The 23,012-nt window shown below is 37.8% G+C and carries 21 protein-coding genes; 4 read left to right on the forward strand and 17 right to left on the reverse strand.

The window, feature by feature from the left end; translation table 11 throughout:
* The 3 genes from B2R82_RS09465 to citZ form a co-directional block, all read right to left on the reverse strand.
* Positions 1-464, reverse strand: a 464-nt coding sequence (locus tag B2R82_RS09465) for a lactate/malate family dehydrogenase (protein WP_414674124.1), incomplete at its 3' end; no start/stop codon positions are given.
* Between the two features lie 178 nt (positions 465-642).
* Entirely contained in the window at positions 643-1,905 is a 1,263-nt protein-coding gene (icd, locus tag B2R82_RS09470) for an NADP-dependent isocitrate dehydrogenase (protein WP_286924603.1), read from the reverse strand.
* 80 nt (positions 1,906-1,985) lie between these two features.
* The gene (gene citZ, locus B2R82_RS09475) at positions 1,986-3,101 is read right to left on the reverse strand and encodes a citrate synthase (protein ID WP_283869145.1); all 1,116 of its coding nucleotides are present in this window, start codon (positions 3,099-3,101) and stop codon (positions 1,986-1,988) included.
* A 252-nt stretch (positions 3,102-3,353) separates the two neighbouring features.
* Here citZ and B2R82_RS09480 point away from each other — a divergent pair, with 252 nt between their 5' ends.
* A complete protein-coding gene (locus B2R82_RS09480) occupies positions 3,354-4,319 on the forward strand; it encodes an AI-2E family transporter (RefSeq protein WP_286924604.1) in 966 nt (321 codons plus the stop codon).
* On the opposite strand, the gene B2R82_RS09485 is transcribed toward B2R82_RS09480, so the two are convergent.
* From B2R82_RS09485 to B2R82_RS09520, 8 genes are all read right to left on the reverse strand, one after another.
* Positions 4,303-4,692 (reverse strand): FxsA family protein, encoded by a 390-nt coding sequence (locus tag B2R82_RS09485; RefSeq protein WP_286924605.1) that lies wholly within the window; start codon positions 4,690-4,692, stop codon positions 4,303-4,305. The genes B2R82_RS09480 and B2R82_RS09485 overlap by 17 nt on opposite strands.
* A 209-nt stretch (positions 4,693-4,901) precedes the next feature.
* A complete protein-coding gene (pyk, locus tag B2R82_RS09490; RefSeq protein ID WP_286924606.1) occupies positions 4,902-6,662 on the reverse strand; it encodes a pyruvate kinase in 1,761 nt (586 codons plus the stop codon).
* Between the two features lie 28 nt (positions 6,663-6,690).
* On the reverse strand, positions 6,691-7,650 hold the full coding sequence (gene pfkA, locus B2R82_RS09495; RefSeq protein ID WP_286924607.1) for a 6-phosphofructokinase: 960 nt from the start codon (positions 7,648-7,650) through the stop codon (positions 6,691-6,693).
* 304 nt (positions 7,651-7,954) lie between these two features.
* The gene (locus tag B2R82_RS09500) at positions 7,955-8,917 is read right to left on the reverse strand and encodes an acetyl-CoA carboxylase carboxyltransferase subunit alpha (RefSeq protein WP_286924609.1); all 963 of its coding nucleotides are present in this window, start codon (positions 8,915-8,917) and stop codon (positions 7,955-7,957) included.
* Positions 8,910-9,767 carry an acetyl-CoA carboxylase, carboxyltransferase subunit beta gene (accD, locus tag B2R82_RS09505; protein ID WP_286924610.1) on the reverse strand — a complete coding sequence of 286 codons (858 nt, stop codon included), beginning with the start codon at positions 9,765-9,767 and terminating at the stop codon, positions 8,910-8,912. The genes B2R82_RS09500 and accD overlap by 8 nt, the downstream gene beginning before the upstream one ends.
* Before the next feature lie 21 nt (positions 9,768-9,788).
* Positions 9,789-10,430, reverse strand: coding sequence for a FadR/GntR family transcriptional regulator (locus B2R82_RS09510; protein WP_286924611.1), 642 nt, complete (start codon positions 10,428-10,430; stop codon positions 9,789-9,791).
* A gap of 129 nt (positions 10,431-10,559) precedes the next feature.
* Positions 10,560-13,640: a DNA polymerase III subunit alpha gene (dnaE, locus tag B2R82_RS09515; protein WP_286924612.1), complete on the reverse strand. Its 3,081-nt coding sequence runs from the start codon at positions 13,638-13,640 to the stop codon at positions 10,560-10,562.
* A 26-nt stretch (positions 13,641-13,666) separates the two neighbouring features.
* Positions 13,667-14,620: a DHH family phosphoesterase gene (locus tag B2R82_RS09520; protein WP_286924613.1), complete on the reverse strand. Its 954-nt coding sequence runs from the start codon at positions 14,618-14,620 to the stop codon at positions 13,667-13,669.
* A 90-nt stretch (positions 14,621-14,710) separates the two neighbouring features.
* On the opposite strand from B2R82_RS09520, the gene B2R82_RS09525 reads away from it, so the two are divergent.
* The gene (locus B2R82_RS09525; RefSeq protein WP_286924614.1) at positions 14,711-15,016 is read left to right on the forward strand and encodes a YtpI family protein; all 306 of its coding nucleotides are present in this window, start codon (positions 14,711-14,713) and stop codon (positions 15,014-15,016) included.
* Positions 15,017-15,069: 53 nt separating this feature from the next.
* Here B2R82_RS09525 and B2R82_RS09530 read toward each other — a convergent pair whose 3' ends face one another.
* Together B2R82_RS09530 and B2R82_RS09535 are read right to left on the reverse strand one after the other, a co-directional pair.
* Entirely contained in the window at positions 15,070-16,377 is a 1,308-nt protein-coding gene (locus B2R82_RS09530) for a DRTGG domain-containing protein (protein ID WP_286924615.1), read from the reverse strand.
* A gap of 152 nt (positions 16,378-16,529) precedes the next feature.
* Positions 16,530-17,213, reverse strand: a complete 684-nt coding sequence (locus B2R82_RS09535; protein WP_286924616.1) for a metal-dependent hydrolase — start codon at positions 17,211-17,213, stop codon at positions 16,530-16,532.
* Positions 17,214-17,519: 306 nt separating this feature from the next.
* Between B2R82_RS09535 and B2R82_RS09540 the strand changes: the two genes are divergently transcribed.
* Complete coding sequence (locus tag B2R82_RS09540; RefSeq protein ID WP_286924617.1) at positions 17,520-18,608, forward strand: M24 family metallopeptidase; 1,089 nt, start codon at positions 17,520-17,522, stop codon at positions 18,606-18,608.
* 83 nt (positions 18,609-18,691) lie between these two features.
* Here B2R82_RS09540 and ald read toward each other — a convergent pair whose 3' ends face one another.
* Positions 18,692-19,807, reverse strand: a complete 1,116-nt coding sequence (gene ald, locus B2R82_RS09545; RefSeq protein ID WP_286924618.1) for an alanine dehydrogenase — start codon at positions 19,805-19,807, stop codon at positions 18,692-18,694.
* Positions 19,808-20,237: 430 nt separating this feature from the next.
* Between ald and B2R82_RS09550 the strand changes: the two genes are divergently transcribed.
* Positions 20,238-20,687, forward strand: coding sequence for a universal stress protein (locus B2R82_RS09550; RefSeq protein ID WP_283869160.1), 450 nt, complete (start codon positions 20,238-20,240; stop codon positions 20,685-20,687).
* A 41-nt stretch (positions 20,688-20,728) separates the two neighbouring features.
* Here the strand turns inward: B2R82_RS09550 and B2R82_RS09555 are convergent, their stop codons facing one another.
* The 3 genes from B2R82_RS09555 to B2R82_RS09565 form a co-directional block, all read right to left on the reverse strand.
* On the reverse strand, positions 20,729-21,658 hold the full coding sequence (locus B2R82_RS09555; protein WP_286924619.1) for a class I SAM-dependent methyltransferase: 930 nt from the start codon (positions 21,656-21,658) through the stop codon (positions 20,729-20,731).
* 89 nt (positions 21,659-21,747) lie between these two features.
* Positions 21,748-22,251 (reverse strand): thiol peroxidase, encoded by a 504-nt coding sequence (gene tpx, locus B2R82_RS09560; protein ID WP_054770901.1) that lies wholly within the window; start codon positions 22,249-22,251, stop codon positions 21,748-21,750.
* Between the two features lie 135 nt (positions 22,252-22,386).
* The gene (locus B2R82_RS09565; RefSeq protein ID WP_286924620.1) at positions 22,387-23,010 is read right to left on the reverse strand and encodes an RDD family protein; all 624 of its coding nucleotides are present in this window, start codon (positions 23,008-23,010) and stop codon (positions 22,387-22,389) included.
* Positions 23,011-23,012 lie beyond the last annotated feature (2 nt).

Here is a 23,012-nt window from a genome sequence, read left to right on the forward strand (position 1 = left end):
GCTGTATCAAGTACGCCAGATTGACCGATAACACGATTTTTTGGGAAACCAGTTTCTTTGTAAACTGTATAAGTCATAGCATCTACTGGGTTTGTGAGCACGATAATCGTTGCATTTGGTGCATGAGCAGCAATTTCCTTAGAAACAGCCTTCATTACACCTTGATTAATTTGGACAAGATCGTCACGACTCATCCCTGGTTTACGAGCAACACCAGCAGTGATAAGGACTACATCAGAATCTGCTATATCTGCATAGTTAGAAGTACCCTTCACATACGAATCATAGCCTTGCACTGGTGCAGCTTCCCACATATCTAGAGCTTTTCCTTTTGTTGGGTTTTCTGCTTGTGGAATATCAACTAATACGACGTCGCCAAGTTCTTTCTGAGCTGCTAAAAATGCAGCTGTAGCACCTGTAAAACCACTACCGATTACTGAAATTTTTTTACGTTTCAGAGACATTTAAATACGCTCCTTTAAAATTAGGTTATATATTTTAAAAGAGGGAGGAGAATACCATCTCCTCCCTCGATTAAACAAGTTCATCGTAATACTTTATTAAACTAAATACATTTTACCCTAATTATATCGGCAGAATAAAGCATCTGCTTCCCTATTATTTCTATATTACAATAGAAAATTAAAGGTTTTTGATTAACTCAGTCGCGAATTCTGAACATTTCACTTCTGTAGCGCCGTCCATTAAACGTGCGAAGTCATAAGTTACAACTTTAGAAGAAATTGTTTTCTCAACAGATTTAGTAATCATGTCAGCAGCTTCTTGCCATCCTAAGTGTTCAAGCATTAATACACCTGAAAGTAATACTGAAGATGGGTTTACTTTATCTAAACCAGCATATTTTGGTGCTGTACCGTGAGTAGCTTCGAAAATCGCGTGTCCAGTTACATAGTTAATGTTTGCGCCTGGAGCGATACCGATACCACCAACTTGTGCAGCTAATGCGTCAGAGATATAGTCACCGTTTAAGTTCATTGTTGCAACTACATCGAACTCATTTGGACGAGTTAAGATTTGTTGTAAGAAGATATCAGCGATAGAATCTTTCACTAAGATTTTACCAGCTGCTAAAGCGTCAGCTTGTGCTTTGTTTGCTGCTTCTTCACCTTGTTCTGCTTTAATTGCATCATATTGGTTCCAAGTGAATGTTTGATCAGCAAATTCTTTTTCAGCTAATTCATAACCCCATTTTTTGAACCCACCTTCAGTGAATTTCATGATGTTACCTTTGTGTACTAAAGTAACAGATGGGCGTTTATGATTAATAGCATATTCGATAGCAGAACGTACTAAACGCTCAGTACCTTCTTTAGATACAGGTTTTACACCGATACCAGAAGTTTCTGGGAAGCGGATTTTGTTAACACCAAATTCAGTTTGTAGGAAGTTGATGATTTTTTGAGCTTGTTCAGAACCAGATTCGAATTCGATACCAGCGTAGATGTCTTCTGTGTTTTCGCGGAAGATAACCATATCAACGTCTTCTGGGCGTTTAACTGGAGAAGGTACTCCATCAAAGTGACGTACTGGACGTAAGCACACATATAGGTCAAGCTGTTGACGTAATGCTACGTTTAGAGAGCGGATACCACCACCGATTGGAGTAGTAAGAGGACCTTTAATTGCGATTAGGTATTCGTTAATTTTGTCTAAAGTTTCTTGTGGTAACCATTCACCAGTTTGGTTGAATGCTTTTTCACCAGCTAAAACTTCTAGCCATTCGATTTTCTTTTCACCGTTGTATGCTTTTTCAACTGCTGCGTCGATTACTCGTGATGCTGCAGCCCAAATATCTGGACCAATTCCATCACCTTCGATGAAAGGAATCACTGGATTGTTTGGTACATTAAGTACGCCATTTTCAACTACAATTTTGTTTGACATTGCTGTTGCCTCCTAAATTCATAATCATAGGACTGTGTTATCAGTAACACAGTCCCAAATATTCTAGCATATTTTCCAAATTAGCGCTCGCTGATTGGAACATATTTTTGCATGCCTGGTCCAACATACTCTGCACGTGGACGGATTAGGCGGTTGTTAGCATATTGCTCTAAAATATGAGCTACCCAACCAGAAGTACGTGATACTGCGAAAATTGGTGTGAATAGGTCATGATCAATACCTAAAGAATCATACACTGACGCAGAGAAGAAGTCTACGTTTGCAGGTAATTTCTTTTGTTCTACGATCATGTCATGGATTTTAACTGACATTTCATATAGCTCTGGTTTACCAGTTAGTTCAGTTAATTTTTGTGACATTACACGTAAATGTGGTGCACGTGGGTCGCCTTTGCGGTATACGCGGTGACCGAAGCCCATGATTTTTTCTTTGTTGTCTAGTTTATTTTGAATGTAAGATTCAACTTTATCAAGTGAGCCAATTTCAGTTAACATTTTCATAACTTGCTCATTTGCACCACCATGAAGTGGTCCTTTTAATGCACCAATAGCTGCTGTTACACCAGAATATACGTCTGATAATGTAGCTACACATACACGCGCTGTGAATGTAGATGCATTTAATTCATGGTCAGCATGTAATACTAATGCTTTGTCGAATGCTTCAACTTCGATTGCTGCTGGTTCTTCACCTTTAAGCATGTATAAGAAGTTTGCTGCATATCCTAATTCTGGTTTTGGCGCAACTGGCTCTAAACCTTTACGAACACGTGAAAATGCAGTAACTACTGTAGCAATTTTAGCTTGTAAACGGATAGCTTTACGGTAGTTAGCTTCTGGATCCATAACATCTGCCTCTTCATCGAATACACCAAGTAAAGATACTGCAGTACGTAGCGCAGCCATTGGATGTACAGTTGAAAGTGGGTATGTTTTGAATTGCTCTACAATTGCTTGCGGAATTGTCATGTTGTCTGCTAATTGTTGTTTTAATTCAGCTAGCTCGTCTTCTTTTGGTAAACGAGTGTGCCACAATAAATAAACTACTTCTTCAAATGACGCGTTCTCTGCTAAATCATCAATGTTGTAACCAACATATGTAAGTGTGTCATCGATAATTGAACTGATTTTAGATTCCGCTGCTACGATACCTTCTAATCCTTTAGTTGCTGACATAAATTATCGCTCCCTCATACTTATATTTTTTGGTTGTAAATGTATTTTGTTCGTCACATTTACGTACTTTGCTCATATGAACCATTAAGTAAATCGCTTACATTGCTATTATAATCATTTTTGACAGCTTTGTGAATGAAAATCATCTAATTAAAGAAAAAGGCGCCCGAGCGATTATATATATGCTCTAAAGAGGTTTTATTGTATATTTTGACATTAATTTAACTTTTGAAATGGGGTGAATTTGTAAAAATGAGGAATATTAAGCATTTTTCGTACGAAAGAACCACTAGTGTTTTATTTTTCATTTTCTATTTGGTAATACTCTGGTTCGTATTACCTGTTTCATTGGCAATTTTTTTATCTTTTTCGACGTATCCTATCATAAAATTTCTTCACACTTATTGTAGGGTCGCTTATTGGCTTGCAGCAATCATTGTGGAAATTTTAATACTTTCTTGTATCTTTTTTCTTGCTGTTATATCCATCAATAGTGTCATTCATATCTTTCCTGAAATCCGGGATACACTACAAAATTTCCCACTTTTCGATGAATATGAATCCATGTTTATCCAAGTTTTGAAGGAAAAATCGTTGTCTATTTTTGATTCGATTTTAATTTATATAGCGAATATTTTTCAATTAATTATGAAGCATGTCATTGAAGTATTTATATTCCTTGTTGCCTACTATTTCGCCCTATTAGAGACTCGGAAATCCCGTTATTGGTTTTTTCGATATGTGCCAAAAAAATATCGCAATGAATGGCAGTCACATTTTTCTAAAGTAATGCAGCTATTTCATTACTTTATATTCGTGGAATTTCAGCTTTTCACAATTACGTTGCTCATACTATGTGCAGGATTTATGCTGCTTCAATTTGAACAAGCTATCATTAAAGCTTTTATTGTAGCCTTTGCAGATGTTCTGCCGTTCTTTGGCATTGGTGTATTTCTTGTACCTATGAGCATTTATTTTTACTTCACGGGCAATACCTTTTTATGTGTTGCCATTTTGGTGTTATATTTATTCGTCCAATTAACAAGGCAGCTAGCTGAATCTATGCTTTGGTCAAATACGCTACAATTACGTACCTTCCACACCTTTTTCATCAGTGCTGCCTCCATTTTATTATTTGGTTTTTATGGTATTTTACTAAGCCCATTTTTTTTATTTTTAGCGGTTAAACTAAAGGAAAATGCTATTTTTGAACGATAATAAAATTCCCTTTTTTCATTTTTTTACGCATCCAATAATAAAAAATTGGTTGGAACATTTTACGAGAAAAAGGCATAAGTAGTAGCAAACCAATTAAATCCGTTAAAAATCCTGGCAAAGCTAGTAATACACCACCGCTAAAAGTTAACACGGTATTAATTAAGGCAGGGCCTGGTGCCTCTCCTCGTGCTATCGTATTTTTAACATTTTGCACAGAATTCATACCTTTATTTTTCACTACATAAATACCTATAATACTTGTTGCAACAATGAGCAATAATGTATTGAAAACACCAATATTTTGACCAATTACTATTAATAACGCCAGTTCGGCTAATGCATAGACAATGAAACCAAGAAAAACTTTTCTCATATTTTTCTCCCTTCTATCTAAAAAGCTATACCTCTTATACGTTATTATAGCCCATTTTGTTTCATTAAAAAAACAAATGAAACATCATGTAGAGAGATCAATCTATTTATATTCAAGCATGCTACGGATGAAGAAGGTTTATGTATGAAAAGTGTTTGTTATGTTTAGAAAAAAGCTCTAGTACAGTCGTTCGCACTAGAGCTTCTTTCTTAAAGAACGCTGGCATGTCCTTTATAAATAACGCCCGTTTCCGCGTCCATTGTGATTTCCTGACCATGACGTATCAATGTTGTAGCTTCTTTTACTCCAACGATAACAGGGATACCTAAGCTCAGACCTACTACTGCCGCATGGCTTGTAAGTCCACCTTCTTCTGTAATTAGACCAAGACAATTTTCAAGCGCTGGCATCATATCGCGATCAGATCCAACCGTTACTATAATACATCCGTCTGTATCATAGGCTAATGCCTCTGCTGCATTTTTTGCAACAACCGTTTTTCCTACTACAGAGGCTTTGCCAATTCCTTGACCACGAGCTAGTAAATCTCCAATAATGTGAACCTTCATTAAATTAGTTGTACCTGCTTCACCTACTGGAACACCAGCTGTAATAACAACTGCATCGCCATGCGTTACATAGCCATGTTTTAAGCTCTCATCAACTGCTAGCTCTAAAATTTCATCAGTAGTTGTCACACGCTGACAAACAACTGGATATACTCCCCAAACTAAAGTTAATGTATGAGCTGTATTTGAGGACCCCGTTACGGCAACAACTGGTACACCTGGGCGATATTTCGCAATCATTCTAGCTGTATTACCACTTTCAGTCGGCGCTAAAACTGCCTTTACCCCTAGGTTGATCGACGTATATGCTACAGCCTGAGATATAGCCTCCGTCATATTTGCCTCTTTTTCTCGACTACGTGCAGAAACAATTGCTTTATAGTCTAAAGAGTTTTCTGTACGCTGCGCAATTTTATTCATTGTTTGAACAGATTCCACTGGATATAGACCTGCTGCTGTTTCACCAGATAACATAATAGCATCTGTGCCATCAATAATCGCATTCGCTACATCACTTGCCTCCGCTCGTGTTGGACGTGGGTTTCGTTGCATTGAATCTAGCATTTGTGTAGCAGTAATTACTGGTTTCCCTACTTGATTACATTTTAAGATTAATTTCTTTTGTACTAACGGAACTTCCTCAGCTGGAATTTCTACCCCTAGATCACCACGAGCTACCATTAATCCATCTGACACTAAGATGATTTCATCGATATTGTCGACACCCTCTTGGTTCTCGATTTTTGGGATAATTTGAATATGACTGCCACCATTTTGTTCAAGTAGCTCCCGAATTTCTAGCACATCCTTCGCACGACGCACGAACGAAGCTGCGATAAAATCTACATCTTGCTTAATGCCAAATAAAATATCCTGTGCATCCTTCTCTGTGATTCCAGGAAGCTGGACAGAAACACCAGGTACATTCACACCTTTTTTATTTTTTAAAATACCCGCATTTTCAACAATTGTATGAATAAGACCTTTTTCCATGTCTGTCGCTAAGACACGTAGCTGAATAAGTCCATCATCTAACAAAATAATAGAGTTTTGTTCTACATCCTCAATCAAACGATCATATGTGACAGAGAAGCTAGTCTCTGTACCCTCAACCTCGGTCATTGAAATATCGATTACTTGACCTGCTGATAGATGTAGCTCCCCGTTTTTCATATTATGTGTACGAATTTCAGGACCTTTAGTGTCGAGTAATATCCCAACTGGCTTTCCTAATTTCTGTGCAACTTCACGAATTAAATTAATACGTACCTCATGCTCCTCATGCGAACCATGTGAAAAGTTTAAGCGGGCAACATTCATACCTGCCTCAATCAGTTTTTCTAAAGTTTCTGGCGACTCACTCGCCGGACCAATTGTACATACGATTTTAGTTTTTCTCATTTTCTGCCCACTCCGTTTTTATGCCAAATTATATTGATAGTTCTTTCATTAACGTATATAAACTTACATCTGCCTCATGATTTTTTTCGAAAGCTTCAGGCATATCATAGTCAATTACTTGATGATTGCGAATTCCTACCGCTCTGCCAGACTTTCCTTCCATTAGTAATTCAACTGCATGAGCACCGAATTGACTTGCCAAAACACGATCACGTGCAGTAGGAGAACCACCTCGCTGAATATGGCCCAAAACAGAAACACGTGTCTCTTTCCCCGTTTTTTCATTTAACAATTTTGCCAAATCACTGCCTGACATGACACCCTCAGCAACAATAATAATACTATGCTTTTTACCTCGAGCTGCTCCTCGATCTAAGCGTGCCACAATATCATCTAAATTATAATCTTCTTCTGGAATTAAAACTGTTTCAGCACCAGCTGCAAGACCTGCCCATAAAGCAATGTCACCTGCGTCTCTTCCCATTACCTCTACAATAAAGGAGTTTTCATGAGAGGTTGCTGTATCACGAATTTTATCAATGGACTCTACAACAGTATTTAGTGCCGTATCAAATCCTATTGTGTATTCTGTGCCCGGTACATCATTATCAATTGTTCCTGGCACACCAACAACAGGGAAGCCTTTCTTCACTAAATCCATAGCCCCTCTGTAGGAACCATCACCACCAATAACAACTAAACCTTCAATTCCAGCTGCACGCAGGTTGTCAATACCACGCTGTTGGACTGCTTCTTCTTTAAATTCAGGACATCTCGCTGAATTTAACTGTGTACCACCTCGTTGGATTATGCCACCTACTGAACCTAAATCAAGGGTCTCCATGTAACCTTTTACTAAGCCTTCATAGCCATGCTTAATTCCGACAACATCGATTCCATGAAATGCTGCCTTACGAACTACTGCACGAATAGCTGCGTTCATTCCTGGTGCGTCTCCACCACTTGTTAATACGGCAATTTTTTTCATTGTCGAACCTCCTGCAGTTACTATTATTATTCACATTAACATGAAAAAACAAACTATGTAAGGGTTCTAAGACTATAAAAACATAACTTTTACATAAAAAATAAAAAGAATGCGCTTTCACACACTCTTTCCATTCAAAAACATCCGAAATCTAACATTTTTTCAAGAAGTCTGGCGTTATTTTTGCGCTACTATCTTCTTATATCATAAAAGCTTTTTCATTATTTAAAGACAAAATTAATCTCTTTACGAGCAGATTTCAACTATCGAATCTGATTCTAAAATTTAATTCACAAAATATTTTTTATACTTCTGTTTCTGTATATTGACCTATTTTTTTAAATTTCTCGTAACGATCTTCAACTAATTGTTCACCATTTAAAGAATTTAATGCTTTCAGTGTGTCACTTATACATTCCTTTATATAAAGTGCCTGTTTTGCTACATTACGATGTGCACCACCTGTAATTTCTGGAATGATGCCATCAATGACACCTAGCTCCTTTAAATCAGGTGCTGTTATACGCATTGCCTCCGCAGCTTGTTTTGCAAGGCTTCCATCACGCCATAAGATGGATGCTGCTCCTTCAGGAGAGATAACAGAATATGTTGAGTTCTCTAACATAAAGACCCGATTAGCTACCCCTAAAGCAAGTGCACCACCGCTACCACCTTCACCAATAACAATGCTGATTACTGGTACTTTTAAGCCTGCCATCTCAATCAAATTTCTAGCAATTGCTTCGCTTTGACCTCGTTCCTCAGCTGCCTTACCTGGGTACGCGCCTTTCGTATCAATAAAGCATATAATCGGTCGTTTAAATTTCTCAGCCTGCTTCATTAATCGCAATGCTTTTCGATAACCTTCTGGATGTGGCATACCAAAATTACGACGGATATTTTCTTTTGTAGATTTTCCACGTTGATGTCCGATAATTGTTACTGGCTGTCCTTCAAAAAATGCAATACCTCCAAGAATGGCTGCATCATCACCAAACGTCCGATCCCCATGCAATTCTATAAAATTTTCGCACATCGCTTCTATATATTGTAATGTCGTTGGTCTTTCTGGATGTCTAGCAACCTGTACACGATCCCACGGCTTCATATTGGCGTATATGGATTGCTCTAGCTGAGTCAGACGAGTTTCAAGCTTTTCAATTTCTCCTGTCATATCTACATCTGCTTCAGCAGCTATTGATTTTAATTCATCTATTTTTTCACGTAATTGTATTACTGGTTCTTCAAAAGCTAAATTTTTAAGCATGTTGTACGCCGCCTTTCGTATGCATTTTTACAAGTACTGCTACTTGATCTCGCAAATCTTTACGAGGGAAGATGGCATCAAGTTGACCATGCTCTAGTAAAAATTCTGCTGTTTGGAAATCATTTGGTAATTTTTCTCTAACTGTTTCTTCAATAACACGACGTCCAGCAAAGCCAATTAATGCCTGTGGTTCCGCAATATTAATATCTCCAACAGATGCAAAGCTTGCCGAAACACCACCTGTTGTTGGGTGTGTCAATATGGAAATAAATAAAAGCCCTTGTTCACTATGACGTTTTAATGCCACGCTCGTTTTCGCCATTTGCATTAATGATAGAACGCCTTCCTGCATGCGCGCTCCTCCACTAGCAGTAAAAATAATAAACGGTACACGCAATTCAGTAGCCTTTTCAACAGCTCGTGTAATTTTTTCTCCAACAACTGAGCCCATGGAGCCCATACGGAAATGAGAATCCATAATTGCTACGACAATTTCTTCTCCGTCTAATGTTCCTACTCCTGTCAATACAGCCTCATTTAAGCCCGTTTTTTGTTGATCCACAGAAATTTTTTCTACGTACGCTGGGAAGTTAAGTGGATTACTTGTTTGTAAATGATCATCCATAGAAACAAATGAGCCTTCATCTAAGAAATAATCGACGCGCTCCTGTGCAGTCATTTTGAAGTGATGGCTACATTTTGTGCATACTTTATGATTTTTCTCTAATTCCTTCGTTAATTGAATATGGCGGCATTCAGGACATTTTGTCATCAGTCCTTCTGGAAATGCCTTTTCTTGTCCGCTCTCTTTCTTTTTCTTATTACCACTAAATAAGCTACGTATTGCCATGTTTGACTCCCCCTCTGTTGTCTAAATGCTTTGTTCAGTATTCATCCACTGTTCGTAAGCTTTTAATGCTTCTTTTTCATAGCCTAGCTGCATCGATTTCAACATTGTTTGAATAATTAACTTTTCCTCTTCTGTTGAGTTTCGATTTAAACGATCACCATCATAAGCTGTTAATTGAAACCAGATTTTTAAAGACAGTCGATTTCCTGCCGTTATTATTAGCTCTCGTAAAATATCCCGACAATTTACCGTACCTTCAATTTCTAGTTTCACAAAAAAACTGTCCCACACAGGTAGTATGCGAAGAATCTCTGTACAACTTATTACGCGGATAGCTTCCTTTTCATGAATTTGCCGCGTTAATTCGACATCCTTTTTTGATTTTTCATCTTCTAATATAAACATCGACAGTATTTCTACGAGCTGATGTTTATGTGTTGATGCTAGAAAAGTACCACCACCATGTCTTGTTTCAATCAGTCCGAGCAATTCTAAACTTCGCAATGCCTCTCTTACAGAGGAACGCCCGACACCTAGACGCTCTGACAGAACTCGTTCGGAAGGTAGCTTCTCCCCAGCTTGTATTTTTTCTATTTTTATGAGTTGACGTAATTGTTGGACGATTTCTAAAAACACTTTCTTTTGTTCGGTCTTTTTATCCATACGACTAACTCCCCTTATCAAAAAGTGGTCTGACCACTTTTAACGTTGTTTCTAGCTTACAAAATAACTGATGAAATGTAAAGAAAAAACTGCATAAAATTTATGCAGTTTCTAAATTCTTGTTTCATTTTATATTTTTTTCGTCGTTTGTGCGTGTTTTACTTTCACCTGTGGCTTTCCAAATCGTCTTTCCACTGTACCCTCAATATAAAGTATTTCATCCTCCTTTAAAAAGTCCTGCACAAGCTGAAATACTTGTGGAAATAGGGTGATGGACACTGCGCCATATTCGTCTTGAAGCTGAGCAAAAGCCATTTGCTCACCTCTTTTTGTACGAATTTTTTTTATCTCTTCAATCAAGCCAATCACTTTGACATAGGTTCCATCTCGTGTATGTTTTAACTCTCTGCATGTAACATTGGTATCCGGCCAGAAAGCTCGCTCTTCTGATACAGGATGTGCTGATATATAAAAACCTAAAACTTCCTTCTCGCGGATCAGTTTTTCTTTTTGCGTCATTTCTTGAGCTTGCATATATTTTGGTTTACCAAAGCTAAAAGCAGTAGCTGATGCCCAGTCAATATCCTCTGTAGGTCTTAATAGCTCTGCATGCTTCAAAGCTGCTTCTACAGTCTTAATAAGTACAGCACGATCTTTCTCCAAATAATCAAGGGCTCCAGCAAAAATTAAAGCTTCTATTACTTTCGGTTTAAAATGCTGAGCACTTAAAGCAACTGCTAGATCAAATAAATTATTCAATGCCTCTACATTCGATTGTCGTATGGCCTTAACCGTCTCAATAAAGGGATGAGGAACACCTTTAATTCCTGATAAGCTATATCGAATGCCATCATTTTCTACAGTGAAATATTTAGTACTATGTTTTAATGAGGGCGGGTAAAAAATTATCCCCTGCTCTTTGGCTTCATTCACAAGTTGCTGAATCTTTTCCGCATTTCCTGTTGCATTTGACAATAACGCTGCATAAAAGCTTTTTGGATAATGCGCCTTTAAATAGGCCATTTGATAGGAAATAACACTATATGCAACCGCATGGCTTTTAGGGAAGCCATAATCCGCAAAACGTACAATCAGTGCATATACTTCTTCTGCTATATGAATATCGTAACCTTGGTTCATCGCTCCATTGACAAATACAGCACGTTGCTCCTCTAAAACTTGGCGATTTTTCTTGCTGACCGCTCGACGCAGTAAATCTGCTTGTCCCATAGAAAAGCCTGCCATTATCGAGGCAATTTGCATGATCTGTTCCTGATAAACGATCACACCAAATGTCTCTTGTAAAATCGGCTCTAACACAGGATGTGGCATAACCACTAATTCTTGTCCTGATTTCCGTCTTGCATAAATTGGAATAAAATCCATTGGACCTGGCCGATATAAAGCATTGACTGCTACGATATCTAAAAAATGAGTTGGTTTAATGTCCCGTAAAGCTTGCTTCATGCCTTCAGATTCCAACTGAAAAATCCCTAATGTATCTCCCCTTTGAAGAAGTTGGAGTGTTTTTTCATCTTGCATCGGGATTCGTTCAAACTCTATCCATGGTCCCTTTGCTTTATAAATTGACCAGCGTATCTGCTCTAAAATTGTTAAATTACGCAAGCCTAAAAAGTCCATTTTCACAAGACCACATGCTTCTACATCACCCATTGGCCATTGCGTACAATAAATATCATCATGCCCCTTCTCAATAGGCATTGTATTGACCAAGGGAGATGGTGCTAATACAACCCCAGCAGCATGCGTAGAGGAATTTCTTGGCAAGCCCTCTAATTTCAAAGCTACTTCTAACCAACGACGATGCTTTTCATTCTCTGCTATCCAGCCTTGTAAGCCCTGTGACTCTGCCACCGCTTTTTGTAGCGTCATTCCAGGTTTATTAGGAATCAATTTCGAAATCTTTTCTAATGTTTCAGCTTCGAAGCCTAAAGCTCGAGCTACATCCCGAGCCACAGCTTTTGCAGATAATGTACCAAATGTAATAATCTGCGCGACATTTGCCTTACCATATTTATGTGCAACATATTGTATAACCTTTTGTCTTTTATTATCTACAAAATCTATATCAATATCTGGCAAAGAGATACGTTCTGGATTTAAAAAACGCTCGAATATTAATCCATATGCTAGAGGATCTACTTGTGTTATAGAAAGACTATAGGCTACAAGTGATCCCGCTGATGAACCCCGGCCTGGTCCCGTTAAAATTTGATTTTCTTTGGCAAATCGCATAAAATCTGCAACAATTAAAAAATAATCCGCAAAGCCCATTGAACAAATAATTTCAAGCTCATATTGTAGTCGCTCTCGATAAGCAGGTGGTATTTCATGCTCATTGAAGCGCATTGTTAATCCAGTATACGCCTCCTTGACAAGTAAGTTCTCAGCTGTTTCTCCTATTGGAACTGGAAATTTTGGCATTTGCACAGGCATATGTGGAATTTTGGCCGTACAGCTAGCTAACATTGCTGCGCTCGCTTCAAGCCATTCAGGATGATCAGCAAACCAGCTGCTCCATTCACTCTGCGTTGGCACAAAATAACCTTGCAAAGCAGGTACCTTTGTATCTGTGCATTTTTCACCTGTATCAATAGCTCTTACTACCTCGTAAGCAAAGTGGTCTTCAGGTCGTAGAAAATAACAACTTTGTGAAGCGACTAAAGGAACGCTTTCGTTTTTACACCATGTAACACAATCCTGTTCTTTTTCTGCAATCATCCCTGCTGGTCTAGCAACACCCATAAATAAATGCTGACCAAATAATGATTTTAGTGCATTTGCTGCCTCTGTCCAATGCTCAATTTCTGGTATGTCATTAGAGGAAAGCAATGCTATACAGCCTGCTGCATACCCTTCTAGCCATTTCCAAGGTAAAACTTCATCCTCTCTTATCGAAACAGCACTACTAATCTTTAATAAATGCTGATAACCTTCTTGTGTCTTTGCATATAAAACTAAAGGAATTTGTAGCTCCTGCCATTGTATGTTTACAGAAAGACCAATTACAGCATGAATATTTGCTTGCTGTAATGCCCTACAAAAAGGCAAAAGCCCATACAATTTCGAATTGACGATTGCACAGGCCTGCGTTTTTTGCTCTTGTAAAAAAGGGATCAATTGTTCAAGCCGAATCGTGCTTTTCAATAAATCCGCGCTCGTATGCATTTTCGTATATACATGTGTCAAATGAATCCCTTCCTTTCCTGATCTTGTTAGTTATTTGAGCGGTACGTTTGACAAATTGCCTGTAAACGATTTATCACACGATCTGCTTCCTCCCATGAATAAGCAGTTGCACCTGAAGCTAATGGGTGTCCCCCACCATTGAATTCCTTCGCTAGCGTATTAATAACAGGACCTTTCGAGCGTAAACGTACTCGAATTTGTTCCCCCTCCTCAATAAACACAACCCATGCACAAATGCCTTTCACACTACCAAGGCTGCCGACTAAAAGAGAAGCCTCAGATGGTACAGCATTAAAATCTGTTAGCAATTCCTTCGTCAGCTTTATATATGCTGCGCCATGCTCATCCATTTCAAAATTTTGATAGATATAGCCCTGTAAATTTAGTAATTTTTGTTCCATTTCATACATGCCATTAAAAATCTGATTTCTATCAAAATCATATGTAATGAGTTCTGCAGCAATTTTAAACGTTTTCGCTGTTGTACTTGGAAATTGAAATCTTCCTGTATCACCCACAATACCAGCAAATAGCAATCTTGCAGCTGCACTAGATAGCGACCAGTTGGCTGCATTGCGCCCTTCCTCAAAAAGCTCATAGATCATTTCACTACAAGAGCTAGCTGTCGTGTCCACCCACAATAAATCGCCATATGCATCATCATTTGGATGATGATCGATTTTAATAACCATTTTACCCTTTGTATAGCGTTGGTCGTCAACACGTTCAGTATTTGCAGTATCCGTAACAATTACTAAAGCATTATCATAAACATCATCAGTAATCTGATCAGGCTGTGCCATAAATGTTAAAGAATCATCATGCTCACCTACAGCAAAAACCCTTTTTTCTGGATAGTTGGCTAAGATTAATTCTTTTAAACCTTGTTGAGATCCATAAGCATCTGGATCTGGACGTACATGACGATGAATAATAATTGTCTCATATAAAGCAATTGTGTCGATGATTTGTCGTTTCAATATAATTTCCTCCAAAATGATAGTAATAACCGTTAGCATTTTTCATCAATAATCGTTACAATAATGTCTAGTTATGCTAGGAGGTTTACTATGCTCAATTTAATTTTTGTGTTTGCCATAATCATATCATTTGTTTTTTATTTTTACTTTAAAACAAAACAATTCCGTTCTCCATTACCGATTGCAAAAAAATGGTACAAAAGCAGAGCGAATGTAAGTTTCGGTGCTTTTATACTTTTTTTTGGTTGTAATCAAGCTTATTTATTCCCTGGATTATACACATTTATTATTGTAGCAATTCTTGTCGTTTTAGGCATCTTTGTTATTATTGAAAATATTAAAAAAGCTCGACACTACGGTCAATTTGTTGAAGAGGAGTACCGTATTAATCAATAAGCAAAAAAATAAGGGATGGCCTAATATTTCCACTAGGCCATCCCTTTTCCAGCTTAGCGCTCCAAGAGTTGGAACATCATCATTGCCTTCCCGACTAACATTTGCTGATTAAACACTTCGAAGTCCATTTTCACAAATTTACGACTCATGTCTAAAATTCGAGGTTTTACAGTAAGTGTACTTTCCATTTGTACAGGCTTGATGAAATAAATCGTCATGTTTTCGGCGACGGCATCGCCTCGCTTACGGCGCTTTAATGCAAATGAACCAACTTCTGCTAATAAAGTTGTAAATGCTCCGTAAGAAATCGCCCCATATTGGTTTGTCATTTGAGGTGTTACTTTAAACTCAACGATTAGTTCTTCATCACCAAGAACCTTCATTTCATTTTTTACTAAATCATCAATTGTTTCTCCATGCTGAGGCTGTCTTTGTGCAAGCTGAAGTGCCTTAAGCACATCTTGACGGCTAATCACGCCTTGTAAAATCGTATCATCATCAACGATCGGTAACAAATCAATGCCTTCCCAAATCATACGGTGACCCGCAGAAGCAACACTCATTTTCATGGATCCAGCAATTGGGTTTTTAGTCATTACCTTTTCAATAAGTTCAGTTTCTTCTCGACCGATTACGTCTTTTACAGTAATCATCCCGACAAGCTTATTATTGGCTGTCACTACTGGAAAGGCACCATGAGTAGTTCGCTCATTTAGCTTTTGGAAATGATGAATTGTTTCATCATTTTTTAGGACAGCTGTATCTGTCATTGGGACATAGATATCCTCAATAAATAAAATATCCTTTTTGATTAATTGATCATAAATTGCTCGATTAATCATCGTCGCTACTGTAAACGTATCATAGCTCGTTGAAATGATTGGTAAATCTAATGAATCTGCAAGCTGCTTATTATCCTCCGTTGTGTCAAAACCACCAGTAATTAAAACAGCTGCACCAGCTCGTAGCGCATTCTCATGGGCTTTAATACGGTTTCCGACGATAAGCAAGCTTCCTGCATCTGTATAGCGCATCATATCCTCTAATTGCATCGCACCAATCACAAATTTTGTCAGCGTTTTATGTAGTCCTGATTTCCCACCTAAAACCTGTCCATCGATTATATTGACAATTTCAGCAAACGTTAAGCGTTCAATATTCTCTTTCTTTTTCTTTTCAATACGAATTGTTCCAACCCGTTCAATGGAGCTAACTAAACGGCGATTCTCCGCTTCCTTAATAGCACGGTATGCAGTTCCTTCACTAACTTGCATTTCTTTTGCAATTTGACGTACTGAAATTTTATCGCCCACGGGTAGTGATTCGATGTATTGTAAAATTTTCTCATGTTTTGTAGACAAAATATCACCTATTCCTCAAGCATCATTTCTGCTCTTAGTGTACCATATATTTTATAAAAATATTTAATATAAAGTGATGAATTTGTTTAACTTTCCCCATCGTTTCAACTATGCACGTGGTGTCAATTTATATAGTACAGCAGTGTCAATGTTTAGGAACAGTTTACTTTTTCACCGGCTTTTAAAATTTGTACCTCTGAATTTTGCACTAGCTCCGCAAAAATTTGTGGATCCTGCTCGATTGGAGGAAATGTATTGTAATGAATTGGTACGACAATTTTCGGCTTTAAAAATGCAACTGCACATGCAGCATCCTCTGGCCCCATTGTGAAATTATCACCAATTGGTATAAAGGCAATATCAATCGGATGGCGCTCACCAATTAATTTCATATCACTAAATAGCGCTGTATCTCCTGCGTGATAGATTGTCAATCCCTCAATAAATAATAAAACTCCTGCTGGCATTCCCATATAAATTATTTCATTATTTTCAGTTACATAGGAAGAACCATGGAATGCTTGCGTAAATTTCACTTTACCAAAATCAAATTCTCTTGCCCCTCCTATGTGCATTGGATGCGCTTTCACGCCTTGCCAAGAGATCCAATTGGCCAGCTCATTTGGTGCAATAACAAGTGCGTCTTTCTTCTTTGCAAGCTCTACCGTATCACCAACATGATCATTATGTCCATGCGTCAATATAATAATATCTGGTGCTTCTTCCGCAACCTTTAAATCTGTTTGCCCATTCCCATTAATGAATGGATCAATCAATATTGTTTTCCCATGAGTTTGAATTTTAACAACGGAATGTCCATGATAGCTTATCTCCATTTTATAATTCCTCCTTGCACTATTGTTACGAATCCATGTGTCGAAAAGGCCAATTGGTAACTGGTAATTAGTAAGCTACTGATTACTATTACACAATATGCCCCCTTTAATTTTTATTCGCTATTCATGCGCGTTTTCCCTTTTTTTGATATGCTTATAGGGAGAATTGTTGTCTTATCTTAACAGACTTTACCCGATTAAGAGACAATTATTCATTAGCAAAGGAGATGACCCGCTCAAAAGTAGAAGCCTCACCAAGCTTCAGCAGTAAAAAAATCTTTTAAGCAACAAGAGGAGGAAATGTCTATGTCAAAGGTAGAAGAAATTCAAAACTATTTACAACAAAACCAAATTGATGCTGCTTTCGTAACAACACCTGATAATGTTTTTTACGTTTCTGGCTTTAAAAGTAATCCACATGAGCGATTACTGGGCGTGATGATTTTCAAAAACGCAGAGCCTTTTTTAATTTGTCCAAAAATGGAGATTCCAGATGCGAAGGCTGCTGGCTGGTCATACGAGGTGGTTGGTCATCAAGATACGGAAAACGCCATGGAAGTTCTTGCCCAAACTATAAAAGATCGAAATGTGAATCCATCAGCTTTTGCCATTGAAAAGACTCACCTTATTGTAGAGCGTTTAGAGGCACTACAGCAATCATTCCCGGAAGCAAATTTTGTCCGTCTGGATGAAAAAATCAATGCTATGCGTGTTATTAAGGATGAACATGAATTAGAAAAATTACGTAAAGCTGCTGAACTTGCTGACTACGCAATTGAGGTCGGTTGTAAGGAAATCGCTGAAGGAAAAACAGAAATGGAAATTGTAACAGCTATTGAAAGTGCTATTCAAGAAAAAGGCTGTAAAATGTCCTTCGAAACAACAGTATTGAGTGGACCGAAAACAGCCTCTCCACACGGTATACCAGGTTCCCGTAAAATTGAAAAAGGCGATATGGTGTTATTTGATCTAGGCGTAAATTACGATGGTTACTGCTCTGATATTACACGTACAGTTGCTTTTGGTGAACCGAGCGAAGCACAGAAGGAAATTTATCATACGGTGCTTGCTGCCAATACAAATGCCATTGCTGCTGTAAAGCCAGGTGTCCGTGCAATGGAGTTAGATATAATTGCCCGTGACACGATTGCTGATGCTGGTTTCGGGGAGTATTTTACACATCGTCTAGGTCATGGCCTTGGCATTTCTGTCCATGAATTCCCTTCAGTGACAGGTACTAATGAACTGATTATGGAAGAAGGAATGGTCTTTACAATTGAACCAGGTATCTACAAATCTGATGTAACAGGTGTCCGCATTGAAGATGACGTGGTTGTTACAAAAGATGGAGTCGAGGTGCTGACGAAGTTCCAAAAGGAATTAATTGTGCTTTAATATTCCTAATTACATTTAATCCAATCAAAAAAGGAAGCACCATGAGTTTTCTCATAGTTGCTTCCTTTTGCTTTTTCAATTAATTAATGAAGTAATTCATCTACATCAACAAATGGCAGACCTTGAGAATCAGCTACCGCCTTATAAACAAGTTGTCCATCTAACGTATTTACACCTTTTTTCAATGCAGGATTATCAAGACATGCTTGTTTATATCCCTTATTGGCGATTTGCAGTGCATAAGGAATTGTATTATTTGTTAAAGCAATAGTTGAAGTACGAGGAACAGCTCCTGGCATGTTTGCTACTGCATAGTGTACGACACCATGTTTAACATAGGTTGGATCATCATGTGTCGTCACACGATCAGATGTTGCAAAAATTCCACCTTGATCAATTGCAATATCAACAACTACTGAGCCTGGTTGCATAGACTTAATCATTTCCTCAGAAACAAGCTTAGGTGCCTTAGCCCCAGGAATTAACACTGCTCCAATTACTAAATCTGAGTTTTTCACAGATTCCGCAATATTATAAGGATTAGACATTAATGTTTGAACATCACGACCAAATAAATCCTCTAATTGACGTAAACGCTCTGGGCTCAAATCAATTACTGTTACATCTGCGCCCATACCAACAGCTATTTTTGCCGCATTTGTTCCAGCAATACCACCACCAATAACAGTGACTTTACCGCGTGGTACACCAGATACACCGCCAAGTAGAATTCCTTTTCCTGCATGGTTTTTCTCTAGGAACTGTGCCCCAATTTGCGTTGCCATTTTACCTGCAACTTCACTCATTGGTGTTAATAGTGGTAAGGAACCATTTGCTAATTGAACTGTTTCATAAGCAATACCAACAACTTTTTTATTTAAAAGAGCTTGCGTTAGTTCGATTTCTGGTGCTAAATGCAAATAAGTGAATAGGATTTGCCCCTCTTTGAAGTAGTCATATTCTGATGCAATAGGTTCTTTTACCTTCATAATCATTTCTTGTGACCATGCCTCTTTTGCTGTTTCAACAATGTGAGCACCTGCTGCCTGGTAGTCTGCATCTGTAAAGCTTGATCCTAAGCCTGCACCTGTTTCAATGAACACTTCATGACCAGCATGTGTTAATGTAACAACTCCAGCGGGTGTCATTGCTACACGATTTTCATTGTTTTTAATCTCTTTTGGAATACCAATTTTCATCTTTCCTATCCCCTTCCATTGCCTAAGAAATTAGCATCATTTTTGTAAATACGATTTTTTCCGTATTGATGCACCCCTTGCCCTTCCATATTACCAAAAATAATCAAATAATGCTTTAAATAAAGCGATTACAGCTAAAATTAATAACATTTCCAAAATACAAAATTTTCAAATTACTAATACTACATTTTAAGTTGGTATTCAAAAAATGGACACTCACCGTTTCTATTAACGAAATGTAATCTTCGTTTTTATAATGGATTTCAAGTTGGAAGTACAGTTCTTTGGACAAAACTATATGAGGGAAATTGATATTTTAGCAGTTTCACAATAAAAGCCTTCACTTTTTCACATTTTTTCTTTCGGAAAGTATTTCCTTTAGAAAATCATTTGGTATAATCAGAATATATAAATCAGGGAGGTAATTCAAATGGCTAATCATTATAAAAGCATTGTAGTTGCAGTAGACGGTTCTAAGGAAGCAGAATACGCATTCCGTAAATCAATTGACGTGGCAAAACGTAACGAAGGTGCTGTGTTAAACTTAGTAAATGTTATTGATACACGTTCTTTTGCTGCAATCGAAGCTTATGATCGTTCAATTGCCGAGCGTGCTCAAGCATTCTCTGAAGAATTATTAAATGGTTACAAAAAACAAGCTGAAGATGAAGGCTTAACGAACATTAACCTTGTAATTGAATATGGCTCACCAAAAAATATCATTACGAAAGAGCTTTCTAGCATCGTAGACGCAGACTTAATCATCTGTGGTGCAACTGGTCTAAACGCAGTAGAACGCTTCCTAATCGGTTCGGTATCTGAAGCAATTGTACGTTCAGCAAAATGTGACGTACTTGTTATCCGTACGCCAGAAAAATAATTAGTACATAAAAAGGTATCCAATTTTGGATACCTTTTTAATTATTTATCTTCGCGCCACATTTTCACTTTTTCAAAGAACATCGCTAGCGCTTGTTTATTTTGCATATTTGGTACCTTTGCCAGCAATACCTCTTTCGGTGCCCTAAACTCCTGCCCCTGCTTTTGCAAAATAACAATGCTTTTCTCAAGGGCTTTGTTAGCAAACATTGTATCGGGCAGCTGAATAATTGCTTGAATCCAAGCATGCTTCTGGATATATTTATGCAATTGCTTAGATTGCTCTGAGTCAAAAAGATGGGATGGTGCAAGGAAGAATAAATAGCCCCCATCCTTCGTGTAGTTAATGGACTGCTCAATAAACAAGTGATGTGCAAAACTCATTCCTTCTGAAGGACACAATTCATAATTCAATGCCACTTCCTCGTTCGGATAATAACCAACTGGTAGATCACAAACAATTGCATCCACTGGATTTACTAATAAATCCTCTAAAGCATCTTGTCGGTATAATGACACAGGCTGCTCTGTCAAATCAGCTGTTGCTGCGGCTAAACGAATAAGCAGCTCATCAATCTCGACACCAGTAGCTTCTATCTTTCCATCTAATAAATTCATAACTGTTAGTAGTAAATTCCCTGTACCAACCGCAGGATCCAACATCGCGATTTTTTCTGTTGCTAGACGATCTGCAAAAATCTGCTCCACAAAATAGCCAACTAATAGACCAAGTGTATCCGGTGTCATTTGATGATTAGGCTGAGAACCTTTTCTCATACCCTTTAAGATAGCAATTTGAACTGCTTTTCGTACATCTTCCTTAGTTGCACCTTCTTGAGAAAAATCAACTACTCCATCTAGCCACGCCTCTAAACCATCCAAAACTCCTTCAAGCAAAGTAATATCTTGTTCTTTTTCTATTTTCTCAGCATGTTCATTAAGCATACCAAATAATTTCTCAATATTTTCCATAGATAACTTCCTTTCACGCAGAAAAGAGCCGTGACAAAACCTTGTCACAGCCCCTTTGTCTAGTAATATCTTAGCCTAAAAGCAGTATTTTATGCTAGTGCTTTGACAGCTTCAATCGCCGCTTCATAATTTGGATGGTCTGTTGCCTCTGGTACATATTCCACATATGTCACTTTGTCATTAGCATCCACCACGAAAACTGCACGCGTTAGAAGACGTAATTCTTGGATGTATACCCCGTAGGCTTCCCCAAATGAAAGGTCACGGTGATCTGAAACTGTTTGAACAGCATCAATCCCTGCAGCACCACACCAACGTTTTTGAGCAAACGGAAGATCAACAGATACTGTATAAATTACAACATTGTCTCCTAAGTTTGCTGCTTCCTCGTTAAAACGACGTGTTTGGGCATCGCACACACCAGTATCTAATGATGGTACAACACTAAATAAACGAATTTTCCCCTCAGAATCTTTCAATGTAACAGGTGAAAGGTCGTTCGCTAATACTGTGAAATTTGGTGCTTGATCTCCAACCTTTACTTCGTTACCAATAAGTGTTACTGGACCATTTTTAAATGTTACTTGTGCCATATAAACGCCTCCTAATCATCATATGTACATAATATTACTAAATGAAGGGAATTGTTTGCAACTAAGACAACTCCGTAATTCAATTTCAGGCACCTAAAAAAGAGCTGCCCCATTTACTTGAGACAGCTCCAATTGCTATTCCTCTTTTTTTTCTTCAAGAATGTCTATGTCTTTTTCTATGAGAGGTTCAGTTGTAAGACTATCCTCTTTGATTGGGGGTGGAGGTTGTGTTAATTCCTTTTCAATAAACGTATTTTCATGCACAACAGTTGTATCCGCAAAGAAATCATGTAAACCTTTATTGTCAGGTAAAATAACGACAAGAATATAAAGTGGCATAAAAATATTACAAATTATTCGCCCAATCCAATCACGAAATATCACATCAGACCAGGTAAGTTTATCATGCTTTAGTGAAACCACACGTAATCCAAATACCATTTTCCCTAATGTTTGCCCAAAAAACTTTGTCATCAGAACGAAATAACTATAATAGAGGATAGCAGTGATTATTGAAATGGGTGCATACCATACTGTTTCAGATAATGACCAATCCATTACATAAAAAATTGGGTTAATGAAAATGCCACCAACTGCTGTAATGATAAATCCGTCTAATAAAAATGCCCAAAAACGGATCCAAAATCCTGCTGTTTTTTTAGCATAGTTTTTATTCATGATTGTTTTTTCGGATTGATCAATTAGTAACGTATTACTGAGAGAGGATGAACCTTGCATAACAATTTCATGGTTTGTCATTG

Source organism: Lysinibacillus sp. UBA6686 (assembly GCF_002455205.1).
GTDB classification, from domain to species: Bacteria; Bacillota; Bacilli; order Bacillales_A; family Planococcaceae; genus Lysinibacillus; species Lysinibacillus pakistanensis.

Bases quoted from the DNA above. Each gene is read 5' to 3' on its own strand.
- B2R82_RS09550 (WP_283869160.1), top strand. From the start codon at position 20,238: ATGGCTAATCATTATAAAAGCATTGTAGTTGCAGTAGACGGTTCTAAG.
- accD (WP_286924610.1), bottom strand. From the start codon at position 9,767: ATGGCAATACGTAGCTTATTTAGTGGTAATAAGAAAAAGAAAGAGAGC.
- tpx (WP_054770901.1), bottom strand. From the start codon at position 22,251: ATGGCACAAGTAACATTTAAAAATGGTCCAGTAACACTTATTGGTAAC.
- pfkA (WP_286924607.1), bottom strand. From the start codon at position 7,650: ATGAAAAAAATTGCCGTATTAACAAGTGGTGGAGACGCACCAGGAATG.
- B2R82_RS09485 (WP_286924605.1), bottom strand. From the start codon at position 4,692: ATGAGAAAAGTTTTTCTTGGTTTCATTGTCTATGCATTAGCCGAACTG.
- citZ (WP_283869145.1), bottom strand. From the start codon at position 3,101: ATGTCAGCAACTAAAGGATTAGAAGGTATCGTAGCAGCGGAATCTAAA.
- B2R82_RS09480 (WP_286924604.1), top strand. From the start codon at position 3,354: ATGAGGAATATTAAGCATTTTTCGTACGAAAGAACCACTAGTGTTTTA.
- B2R82_RS09540 (WP_286924617.1), top strand. From the start codon at position 17,520: ATGTCAAAGGTAGAAGAAATTCAAAACTATTTACAACAAAACCAAATT.
- B2R82_RS09535 (WP_286924616.1), bottom strand. From the start codon at position 17,213: ATGGAGATAAGCTATCATGGACATTCCGTTGTTAAAATTCAAACTCAT.
- B2R82_RS09555 (WP_286924619.1), bottom strand. From the start codon at position 21,658: ATGGAAAATATTGAGAAATTATTTGGTATGCTTAATGAACATGCTGAG.
- B2R82_RS09510 (WP_286924611.1), bottom strand. From the start codon at position 10,430: ATGGATAAAAAGACCGAACAAAAGAAAGTGTTTTTAGAAATCGTCCAA.
- B2R82_RS09565 (WP_286924620.1), bottom strand. From the start codon at position 23,010: ATGACAAACCATGAAATTGTTATGCAAGGTTCATCCTCTCTCAGTAAT.
- B2R82_RS09500 (WP_286924609.1), bottom strand. From the start codon at position 8,917: ATGCTTAAAAATTTAGCTTTTGAAGAACCAGTAATACAATTACGTGAA.
- icd (WP_286924603.1), bottom strand. From the start codon at position 1,905: ATGTCAAACAAAATTGTAGTTGAAAATGGCGTACTTAATGTACCAAAC.
- B2R82_RS09525 (WP_286924614.1), top strand. From the start codon at position 14,711: ATGCTCAATTTAATTTTTGTGTTTGCCATAATCATATCATTTGTTTTT.
- pyk (WP_286924606.1), bottom strand. From the start codon at position 6,662: ATGAGAAAAACTAAAATCGTATGTACAATTGGTCCGGCGAGTGAGTCG.
- ald (WP_286924618.1), bottom strand. From the start codon at position 19,807: ATGAAAATTGGTATTCCAAAAGAGATTAAAAACAATGAAAATCGTGTA.